This window comes from Heminiphilus faecis (assembly GCF_008728965.1).
Taxonomy (GTDB): domain Bacteria; phylum Bacteroidota; class Bacteroidia; order Bacteroidales; family Muribaculaceae; genus Muribaculum; species Muribaculum faecis.
In genome coordinates, this window is the sequence record NZ_VSMC01000020.1 from 48,308 (window position 1) to 59,100 (window position 10,793).

The following is a 10,793-nucleotide window of genomic DNA, read 5'->3' on the forward strand; positions in this document are numbered from 1 at the left end:
TAGTTTTTAATTGGTTAATGTTGTTATTTTTTCTGTCCGTAATAAGCACCCGGGCCATGCTTGCGGTTAAAGTGCTTCTCGACAAGCAGAGGATTCATGGTCAGATTGGGGTTGACCGTATAGGCTATGCTCGCCATTTTAGCCACCTGCTCCATAACCACTGCGTTGTGTACAGCGTCATGAGCATCTTTGCCCCATGCAAACGGACCGTGATTCTTCACCAGAACACCCGGAGTATGCACGGGATTTATGCCCTCGAAACGCTTGATTATGACATTACCGGTCTCAAGCTCGTATTCGCCCTTGACCTCCTCTTCGGTCATGTCAGCCGTACAGGGTATGGCGTCATGGAAGTAGTCGGCATGGGTCGTGCCTATGTTGGGCAGGTCTATGCCGGCCTGCGCCCATGCGGTGGCATAGGTGGAGTGAGTGTGCACCACACCCCCTATTTCGGGAAATGCCTTGTAAAGGGCAAGATGGGTAGGGGTGTCGGAAGAGGCGCGCAGATCGCCCTCAACCACATGTCCATCAAGGTCTACCACCACCATGTCCTCGGCTTTCATCGTGTCATAGTCGACTCCGCTGGGTTTGATGACCACAAGACCTGTGGCGCGGTCGATACCCGACACATTGCCCCAAGTGAATATAACAAGTCCGTGTTTTACCAAATCAAGATTGGCACGAAACACTTTTTCTTTTAAATCTTCAAGCATGTCAGTTTACATTTTAAATTTAACCGATTGAGCGTACAGCTCCTCATCGAAAGTATAAAGCGAGGCACCGCGGCGCGATGTGACCTTGTCAATCAGGTCAGTACGCTTTATGCACGGATTCTCAAGTATGCGTCGGCGGAAATTGCGTTTGTCGGCAGGCTCGCCCAATATCGTCTCATACAGGTTCTGAAGCTGCGTGAGAGTAAAATACTCGGGAAGCAGTTCAAACGCTATGGGCTCGCACGTAGCCTTGCGGCGCATGGCTTTGATCGCCCGCCGTATCATCAGCGGGTGGTCAAAGCATAACTCAGGAAGATTGTCGACATCAACCCACTGGGCATTGTAGGCCTTCACCCGGTCGATGTATACGTCATCCCATTTTATAAGCGCATAGTAGGCTACCGACACCACTCGCTCGCCGGGATCGCGGTCAAGGTCACCGAACGCCCCTACCTGTTCCATATACACGTTGTCGAGTCCGGTAAGCTGATGAAGCACTCGATAAGCGGCATTGTCGACACTCTCGTCTGACTTTACGAAGCCGCCCATCAGTGACCAAGACCCCAGTGCGGGCTCGAACTTACGGCGCGTCAGCAACAGACACAGGCGCCCTTCACGCAGTGTGAACACCATACAGTCCACGCCGACGAGCATTTTTTCATGAGCCGTATAAAAACCTTGGTCGCGAAACATATTTCTTTAAAAATTATTGGAAGATTACCAGAAATACCAGTAGAACGCAGCTGTGATGACAAGGATAATCACTGTATGCACAATATCCCATGTACCCCAGCTCGCACGGGTGGCCGCACGCTGTTCGGCTGTAGAGGTTCCAAATACAAGACCCTTGATCTTCTCAGGCGACGGTGCCTTGGTGCAGAGCGATACAACGACACCTACGGCAAGACAGAATACGAGCATCCATCCGCAGAAGAAAAGCCAGTTCTCGTCGAAGAATATACGCTGGAACAAACCGGCATCAGGATTGGCTCCCGCTACAATACCTTGACCTGTATAATAGATCTTGGCGCCAAGACGGGTAAGACCGATGATAAGACCCGAAAGGAGAGCCCACATACCGCCGAGAGTCGATGCGCGCTTCCATAAAATACCGATAAGGAAAGCGGCGGCGATACCCGGAGCGAGTACCGACTGTACGTCCTGCAGATAGAGATAGAGCACATCGCCCACCGAACGCATGACGGGTATCCAGAGAATACCGAGAATCACAATGACAACGGTAGCGGCCTGACCGATACGCACGAGTTTCTTGGGATCGGTATTCGGTTTGAGACGCTGATAGAAGTCGATGGTGAAGAGAGCGGCCGACGAGTTAAACAGCGATGCGAGCGAACTCATGAGAGCGGCAAGAATACCGCACACGATAAGACCCTTGACACCGGCGGGGAGAAGCTTGGCTACAAGCGTCGGGAAAGCGGCGTCAGAGTTGGGATTGCCATTGGGAAGCATCGGCAAGAAATCGCCGAGATTCTGATGAAGGGCAAAGGCTATCATGCCCGGAATAAGGAACAGGAACACAGGAAGCAGCTTCAGGTAAGCGCCGAAGATAGTACCGCGACGGGCCTCTTTCTCGTCTTTACCTGAAAGTACACGCTGCACGATGAACTGGTCGGTACACCAGTACCAGAAGCCTATCACGGCAGAGCCGATGAGGGCACCCAGCCACGGATACTGCGCGTCGCGGTTGTCACGGATGAGGTTAACCATAGTGTCGCCGTATTCGTTGACCTTGACGGACGAGCATATACGCATCATTTCATCCCAGCCGCCGAGCTCCTTGAGTCCGAGCACAAGAATTATGAGCGAACCTAACAGCAGGATCGGAGTCTGCAACACCGAAGTATAAAGCACCGACTTCATACCGCCGAATATGGTATAGAGAGCGGTGATGAGCACAAGGCCGATAGCGGCAATCCAGAAAAAGTCGATACCCCAGAGCTCGTCGATGCCGAATACCTGCTGGAACACAAGACCGCCGGCATAAACCGTAACGGCAACTTTTGTAAGCACGTAGCTGATAAGCGAAATAGTGGCAAGGATAGTGCGCGACTGCGGATTGAAACGCTTTTCAAGGAATTCAGGCATGGTATAGACCATACTGCGTGTATAGAAAGGCACGAACACCCAGCCGAGGATAAGGATCATCCAGCCCTGTATCTCCCAGTGGGCCATAGCCATACCGGACGAAGCGCCGGAGCCTGCGAGACCGATAAGGTGCTCAGAACCGATATTGGACGCGAAGATCGACGCACCTATGGCGATCCAAGTAGCGTCTTTACCGCCGAGGAAGTAATCGGCGGCATTATTCTGCTTCTGACGCATTACCCATACGATAATGCCGATCAGGGCTATAAAGAAAAGCCCTATGACAAGCCAGTCAAGAAATTGCATGGTGATTGGTTATTGATGGTTAGTTATTTTTCGATACCGAATTTAAAAATACAACGGCTTGAATACTTTTCGCCCGGAAGCAGTACTACAGAAGGCCATTGGGGTTTGTTGGGGCTGTCGGGATAGTGCTGTGTTTCAAGACAGAGTCCGGCGTGCTGATTGTATACCGCACCTTTTTTGCCGGTTACCGTTCCGTCAAGGAAATTACCCGAGTAGAACTGGATACCCGGTTCGTTGGTATACACACTGAGCGTGACACCGGTTGCGGGTGCAGTCAGTTTTACAACCTCTTGCGAGATATCGCCTGCGGCATTGAGCACCCAGTTGTGGTCAAATCCGTTACCGTTCTTGATCTGCTCGAAGTCAAAGTTCCTGATGTCGGCGCCAACTTCCTTGGCAGCAGTAAAGTCCATCGGGGTGTCTTTTACGGGAAGTATCTCGCCGGTAGTCATGTAGGTGCTGTCGACAGGAGTATATCCGTCGGCGTTTATCACAAGCACATTGTCGGTGATAGCCTTGGACGGATCGCCGTTAAGATTAAAATAAGTGTGATTGGTCATGTTGATTACCGTAGGCTTGTCGGTCACGGCCTCGTAGTCGATGTCGAGGGCATTGTCGGCAGTAAGCGTGTAGGTAACCTGCGCTGTAACTTCGCCGGGGAAGTTGTTGTCACCGTCGGGCGATGTGATCGACAGCACCAATGTGGAGTCATTGGCCTCGTTCACATCATATACCTTGTACTGCCAGCCGGTAGGACCGCCATGAAGAGTGTGTCCGAAGTTATTGGTAGGCAGTTGTATGGTATCGCCCCCGAGAGGCAGACGGCCATGGTCGATGCGGTTGGCATAGCGGCCTATGGCGGCGCCGAAATCGGTCTGGTTGTTTTCGGGGAAATAGGCTTGAACGCTGTCAAGTCCGAGAGTCACGTCGATAAACTTTCCGTCGCGGTCAGGAACGCTTATCGACACTATGCGGCCTCCATAGTTGGTGATGCACACCTCCATGCCTGCTGCATTTTTAAGCACATAAAGGCCGGTGGACTTGCCATCCACTTCAGCCACAAACTTGTTCGGATCAAGGCCCGAATCAGTCAACTCGGGAGCCGCGTTCTTGCTACCGCAAGAAGCCATAAGCATAAGGGCTCCTCCACAAATCAAATTCAACTTCAGTTTAAACATAACTCACTGTGTTCTTGATATAGATTCTTAATGGGTGTAAAAGTAACACTTATTTTGACAGTTGAAAAATTTTTCTATATGTTTTACAACATAATTTAGCATTTACCGATTAGACGTATTAGTCCAATTGGTCCTATTGGACTAATACGCATTATTATATACGCAGTCGGGGCACCCCGCTATGGAGTGCCCCGACTTTATCATTGTGGATGTGGGTTATTATGCTTTCTTGGCTTTGCGACGGCTGTCGGTAAGATAAGCCACCGGAGCTGCCACGTAGATAGTGGCGAGAGTACCGGTGATAACACCGAACAGCATAGCGAATGTGAAGCTGCGTATCGACTCACCGCCGAGGATGAAGATACAGAGCAGCACGAGCAATGTAGAACCGGAAGTCATGATTGTACGACCCAACGTGCTGTTGATCGACTGGTTGATAAGCGTGAAGAAGTCCTGCTTGGGATAAAGCTGTGTATTCTCGCGCACACGGTCAAAGACTACCACAGTATCATTGATCTGATAACCGATCACGGTAAGGATAGCGGCTATAAACGTCTGGTCGATCTCCATCGAGAACGGAAGCACTCCCCAGAAGAGCGAGTAGAAACCGATGATGGTGAATGCCGTAAAGGCCACTGCTGCAAGAGCACCTACCGAGAAAGCCACGTTGTGGAAGCGGAGCAGGATGTAGAGGAACATCGCTATAAGCGACAGGATAACGGCTATATAAGCGTCCTTTTTCATATCGGCCGCGATAGTCGGACCCACTTTCTGCGAGCTCTGTATACCTACATTCTCGTTAGTGGTCGAGAAGTCCTCGAGCGACATGCCGCCGAGTTCATCCTGAAGGCCCTCATAAAGTATCTGTGTGATCTCTTTGTCCACGCCGTCGGTTTCGCCGTCAATCTTATAGTTGGTCGAGATACGCACCTTTGTGTCATTATCGATAGTGATTACCGAAAGCGAAGCGCCCGGGAACATGGGAGCCAGCTTCTGCGCAAGCACGTCGGTCTTCACCGGATGGTCAAACTGCACAATGTAGTTGCGGCCACCGGAGAAGTCGATACCTTGGTTCATACCGCGGGCAAAGAGCGATACAGTCACTACTACCACAAATATGGCGCACACTACAGCCGACAGCTTACGCTGACCGAGGAAGTTGACACGGGTGTTGGTAAACAGGTTCTTGGACAGGCTGGTAGTAAATGTAAGACGCTGGAAAGCCGAAGACTTGCCGAAAGCGATAAACACCAGACGGGTCAGGAACACTGCCGTGAAGAACGAGCATACGATACCGATGATAAGCGTAGTGGCAAAACCCTTGATAGGACCTGTTCCGTAAAGCAACAGGATAACAGCGGTGATGATCGAAGTAAGGTTAGAGTCGAAAATCGCGGAGAAAGCGTTGCTGTAACCGTCGGCGATAGCCTGACGGATATTCTTGCCGGCGCGAAGTTCCTCTTTTGTACGCTCGAAGATAAGCACGTTGGCATCAACCGCCATACCGAGCGCGAGTACGATACCCGCTATACCCGACAGGGTAAGCACGGCTTGGAACGAAGCGAGGATACCCATCGTGAAAAAGAGGTTGCACACAAGACCTATGTTAGCCACGAGGCCCGGTATGAAACCGTAAATAGCCATCATGAAGATCATAAGCAGCACGAGAGCTATGATAAACGACAGGAAGCCGTCGTGTATGGCCTGCTTGCCGAGCGACGGACCGATGACTGTATCGCTTACTATGTCGACCTTGGCGGCCATCTTACCCGATTTGAGCACGTTGGCCAAGTCCTTGGCGTCCTCTACCGAGAAGTTGCCGGTTATCTGCGAGCGGCCGCCCTCGATTACAGAGTTGATGCGGGGATATGAGTACACATGCTCGTCAAGCACGATGGCTACGGGCTTGCCGAGGTTGTTCTGTGTCACACGTGCCCAAGCCTTGGCGCCGTCGCTGTTCATGTTCATCGACACATAGTTGCCCTGAAGGTTGTCGAAGTCGCTCGATGCCGACACTACAACGTCGCCGCCGAGAGCGGGCTTGCCGTTGTTTGACTTCAGCGCTATGAGCGAGTATATCTCGGCCTTGCGGGTAGTGTTGGTCACGGTGTCGGTGTACTGCACTTCCTGCGGTTTTACCTCCCAGCGGAGTTTGAGGTTCGAGGGAAGTATACGGGCTGCGGTCACGCTGCCGAGTATGGAGTCTATGACCTCACGGTGAGCTTGAGTGGCCATACCTACCACGGGAGTGCCCTGATAGCCGCTGCCGTCGAAGTAGCCGAAGAGAGTCGAGGCGGTGCCGGTCGAGTCGCTGCGGAGAGCGGTCTCAAGGGCCATGAGCTGGTTCTGTATCTCGTCAAGAGTGTATACTTCGTAAAATTCGAGGTTAGCCGATGCTTTTAGGAGTTCACGCACACGGTCATGCTCTTTTACGCCCGGAAGCTCGAGAAGTATCTGGCCGTCCTTTTCAAGCTCCTGAATATTGGGAGCCACAACACCGAACTGGTCGATACGGTTGCGCAGTACGTTGGTCGAGCTTGACACCCGGTCCTTAACCTCCTGCTTCACGGTAGCCTCTACCTGCTCGGCCGATTCACCGCGTTTGGCAACATTCTTGAACACTACCGCCATGTCGGCTGCCGGATCGACGCGCTTGTATTCCTTGAAGAAAGCGGCCACATAGTCGCTGGTCTTGCTCTTCTTCACTACCGAGTCGGTAGCGGCGAGCACGCGGTTAAACGTAGAATTGTCGTCGGCATTGGCAATCGAGCGGAGGATGTCGGGTACCGACACCTGCAGGATTACGTTCATACCGCCCTTTAGGTCAAGGCCGAGCCCCACGCCCATCTTCTGAACTTGATTGAACGTATAGCCTAATACAGGGTAAACTTTCTCTTTACCGATTGAGTCGATGTAGTTTTTGTAGGCTTTCTTGTATGCCTCACCGTTGGCGTCACCGTTGGCCACGACCAACGCATGCTGCTCCGCTTTATTCTCGTAACGGCTGGTCACCCATGAAAACGAGAGATAAAACAGACACACGAGCACCAAGAAGATAGCTATCACTCCGGAAATTACGCTTCCGGTCGTACCTTTGCTTTGCATGTGTTGTTAGTTGATGATATTAAGTTATTATGTTAATTTATTCATAAGAATTTCAGGGTGCAAATATAATTCTTTTTTCCGTCATTACCACAACAGATTGTCGATAAATTAGCCTTATCGTGGGTATTTAAGCGTGTTTTTCAATACAAAAGGGCTATATTGTCGACCCACAAGGTCATTCCGGGAGTACCTTCATAGGCCACGCCGCAGCCCGACGAGGCCATGACCAGCATATGGGTGGGAGTGGCGTCGGCGCTGTCCCAGCCCACTTCTCGTACAGGCACCATCTTGCCTCGGCTGTTGCGGGCATAATAGCTGCGGTCGGCCGGTATAAGACCCATGTAATCCTTGTACTCGGGATGCGACGATATGTCGCCGTAATATACCGGCAGTTCGTGACCGTGACGCCAGCCACACGACGAGCCGTAGCGTTCGCGGCCGGTGCCAACACGCTTGGCGTAGATATTGCCTTCGGAGTCCTCCCAGCGGCGCTGCAGAAGTATGTATACCTCAGCATTGTCGGACCCCTCGAGCTGCTTGGACGAAGTGCCGGTGGCACGCATTCGCCGCGCACCTTCGGGTATCTCGACTTTATAATCGTAGCGCAACGCTTTCGGCCGCCGGCTAAAGGGCACTCCCATCTCCATCTTGGAATAGGGATTGGATGCGTTGCGTATCGGCTCTATATTGTAACCGAGATATATCGACCCGGCCACAAGCACTTTCAGATTGACAAGGCCCAGCACCTGCACTTTCTCTATTATTGTCGTCATCATGCAGCACCGGCCCCCTGAAGGATTTTTGTCCGGAAACACGGCATTGCTCCCCTTCACCACGCCCATCACATTGGCCATGACGTTTGACGTGGCCCACGGCGAGCCCCCTTTGTTGCTGTAGGGCTTGGAGTTGTCCATTACCTCCTCGGGCCCTATTTCGTAGACCTGCTTCACCTTGCCGCCGAGCACTCTTGACTCATGGATATTGCGCGTGATCCAATTCTCGAAGTCGCCGTACTTTATCAGCTCGACCGTCTGTGCGACGCCAAAAGAAGCCGCTGACATAATACACAGTATCATCAATATCCTTCTCATAACACGAGCATGAAGTCAATGCCAAGCCTTGCCGCAGTGGAGCCTCGCCAATTCACAGTTCATCTGTATATCAGCGCAGTAGCCATAGCCGCTATACCTTCGCCGCGGCCGGTGAAGCCGAGCCGTTCGGTAGTCGTAGCCTTAACCGACACAGCCGACACGTCGACCTCCAAGTCGGCCGCTATGCGCTCTGTCATGACCGGTATGTAGTCAAGCAGTTTTGGTGCCTGCGCCATTATTGTAAGGTCCACATTGCCCACCTTATAACCCGCCTCGGCGAGCAGCTCCCTTACCCGGCGCAGCAACACACGCGAGTCAGCGCCGCGGTAAGCCTCGTCGGTGTCGGGAAAGTGGTAGCCTATGTCGCGCATGGCCGCCGCTCCGAGCAGCGCGTCGCTAAGCGCATGCAGCGCCACGTCGGCATCGCTGTGCCCCAGCAACCCCATATGATAAGGCACCTTGACCCCGCCGAGCCACAGCTCGCGCTCCTCGACAAGACGGTGCACGTCAAATCCGTTTCCTACCCTTATATCCATAATCCTTCTTTTTTTATTTTCAGCAATTTTAGCAAATATAAGGCATCGGCGGGTCATAACCAAATAAAATTTGGCCTTTTACCATATAATATGTTGCGACGCACGGAGTTACCGGCTGAAGAGTGTTTTCAGTCCGTCCATGTCAAATGTCAGGGTGAAGCGAAGTGTCTGGTCGAGAGGCGAAGTCTGCTGCGAGGCTATCATGTAGGCCGCGTCAAGACTGAGCACATTGAGCGCAAAGCCCGCGCCCATGGCGAAGTACTTGCGCCCCCCCTTGAACTCGTTTTCGTAGTAGTAACCCGCACGCAGAAAAAACTGCCGGTTGTAACTGTATTCGGCTCCTACCGACCACATTATCTCGCGCAATTCCTCCTTGAAGCCCCCCGGGGCGTCGGAAAACGACTTGAATATGCCCGTTATCGACGACATATTTTCCCAGTCGGCCTCGGCATCAAGATACTCCTCCTCGCTGCCATAGTCTTTAAGCCGGGGCTTGGCCGGCACAAGCAGTTTGTTCAGGTCAAGCGACAGAGCCAGATTATGGTAGTCGGCCAGCGGAAACGTGAACGTCGTGCCTATGCGCAGATTAGCCGGCAGAAAGGCCGGGTCTTCGCCGTCATTATAGCTCACCTTCGACCCTATGTTGGACAGGTTCCAGCCAAGCGACCACTGACACTCATTGCGTCCTATCACAGGATACGTCGTATAGTAGCCGGCCACATCGACCGAAAAAGCCGAGGCACCCGTCTGCTGGTCGCCGGCGTATGAGGTAGAGAAGCCGAGGTCGGAATAAATATAGCGCAATACCACTCCCATCGAATACTTCTCCGACAACTTGCGGGAGTACCCTACATCGACCGACAGTTCATAAGGGGTAAGGCTCCGGCCGCCGTACACGTCGCCCGACGTGTCGATCTCTCCGAGCGAAAAGTATCGTAGCGAAGCGCTCAAAGCCTGATTGTCGTCGCGCCCTACCTTCCAGTAGCCGGCTACATTGGCCAGAAATATGTCATTGACAATCTTGCGAAGCCATGGAGTATAGCTCAGCGACACAGCGGCATTGCTGTATGCAAACGCGTACTTAGACGGATTCCAGAACTGCGAATTGGCATCAGGCTCCGTAGCCGCGCCTATGTCGCCCATCGATGCACCGCGGGCGTCGGGAGCTATGGACAGCGACGTCACACCCGTCTGTATCGGATTGAAGTCATCCTTGCTCTGCCCGTAACACGTCATGTGGGCTGCCGCCGCAACCAGCAACGCTCCTATAGCACTATTTGTAAAACGATACATCTCCTTACGTAATAACGTTATGTTAATATAACCCGTTTACCCTCGTTTTATTGCCCGGCTCCCAAAAAACTTCACCGATTATTTGATCCATTGGACAAATTGATCTTATTGATTCACAAAAAGGGGAGAGCCACATGCTCTCCCCGCGATTAACATTAAACAGGACCGATTTTTAAGGCTTATGAGTTTATTTTAGATTTTCAACGGTTTGGCACAACCGTTTGAGGAATAAACATTTAACGGAGTATTTGAGAAACAGCGGTAACGAGTTGGAAACCGTGCGATTTTCAGCGATTTGCGGTGCTATGCTGTCAAATAACTCATTTCTTTTGCAAAGGTGGAAAAGCCACTCTACTTTGACCCTTTTGGCCAAACAGAATTCACCCCTTTGGCCATAATATGATTGACCCTTTTGGCCCAAATAACATTAACCGCTTAACACAAGAGTTATTAGAGATTTTTTGT

8 protein-coding genes are annotated in these 10,793 nt (G+C 51.9%); all 8 read right to left on the reverse strand.

The window, feature by feature from the left end:
* Positions 1 to 23 precede the first annotated feature (23 nt).
* The 8 genes from FW767_RS09345 to porV all read right to left on the reverse strand — a co-directional run bounded on the left by FW767_RS09345 (position 24) and on the right by porV (position 10,328).
* Complete coding sequence (locus FW767_RS09345) at positions 24 to 713, reverse strand: L-ribulose-5-phosphate 4-epimerase (protein WP_121699751.1); 690 nt, start codon at positions 711 to 713, stop codon at positions 24 to 26.
* Between the two features lie 6 nt (positions 714 to 719).
* Positions 720 to 1,406: an NUDIX hydrolase gene (locus FW767_RS09350; RefSeq protein WP_121699752.1), complete on the reverse strand. Its 687-nt coding sequence runs from the start codon at positions 1,404 to 1,406 to the stop codon at positions 720 to 722.
* 24 nt (positions 1,407 to 1,430) lie between these two features.
* Positions 1,431 to 3,125, reverse strand: coding sequence for a sodium:solute symporter (locus tag FW767_RS09355; protein WP_121699753.1), 1,695 nt, complete (start codon positions 3,123 to 3,125; stop codon positions 1,431 to 1,433).
* A gap of 23 nt (positions 3,126 to 3,148) precedes the next feature.
* Positions 3,149 to 4,261 carry an aldose epimerase family protein gene (locus FW767_RS09360; protein ID WP_369863431.1) on the reverse strand — a complete coding sequence of 371 codons (1,113 nt, stop codon included), beginning with the start codon at positions 4,259 to 4,261 and terminating at the stop codon, positions 3,149 to 3,151.
* A 261-nt stretch (positions 4,262 to 4,522) separates the two neighbouring features.
* Positions 4,523 to 7,408 carry a protein translocase subunit SecD gene (gene secD / locus FW767_RS09365; protein WP_121699755.1) on the reverse strand — a complete coding sequence of 962 codons (2,886 nt, stop codon included), beginning with the start codon at positions 7,406 to 7,408 and terminating at the stop codon, positions 4,523 to 4,525.
* Positions 7,409 to 7,548: 140 nt separating this feature from the next.
* A complete protein-coding gene (locus FW767_RS09370; RefSeq protein WP_121699756.1) occupies positions 7,549 to 8,499 on the reverse strand; it encodes a PCMD domain-containing protein in 951 nt (316 codons plus the stop codon).
* 59 nt (positions 8,500 to 8,558) lie between these two features.
* Entirely contained in the window at positions 8,559 to 9,035 is a 477-nt protein-coding gene (ispF, locus tag FW767_RS09375; RefSeq protein WP_121699757.1) for a 2-C-methyl-D-erythritol 2,4-cyclodiphosphate synthase, read from the reverse strand.
* 108 nt (positions 9,036 to 9,143) lie between these two features.
* Positions 9,144 to 10,328 (reverse strand): type IX secretion system outer membrane channel protein PorV, encoded by a 1,185-nt coding sequence (gene porV, locus FW767_RS09380; RefSeq protein ID WP_121699758.1) that lies wholly within the window; start codon positions 10,326 to 10,328, stop codon positions 9,144 to 9,146.
* Between the last annotated feature and the right edge of the window lie 465 nt (positions 10,329 to 10,793).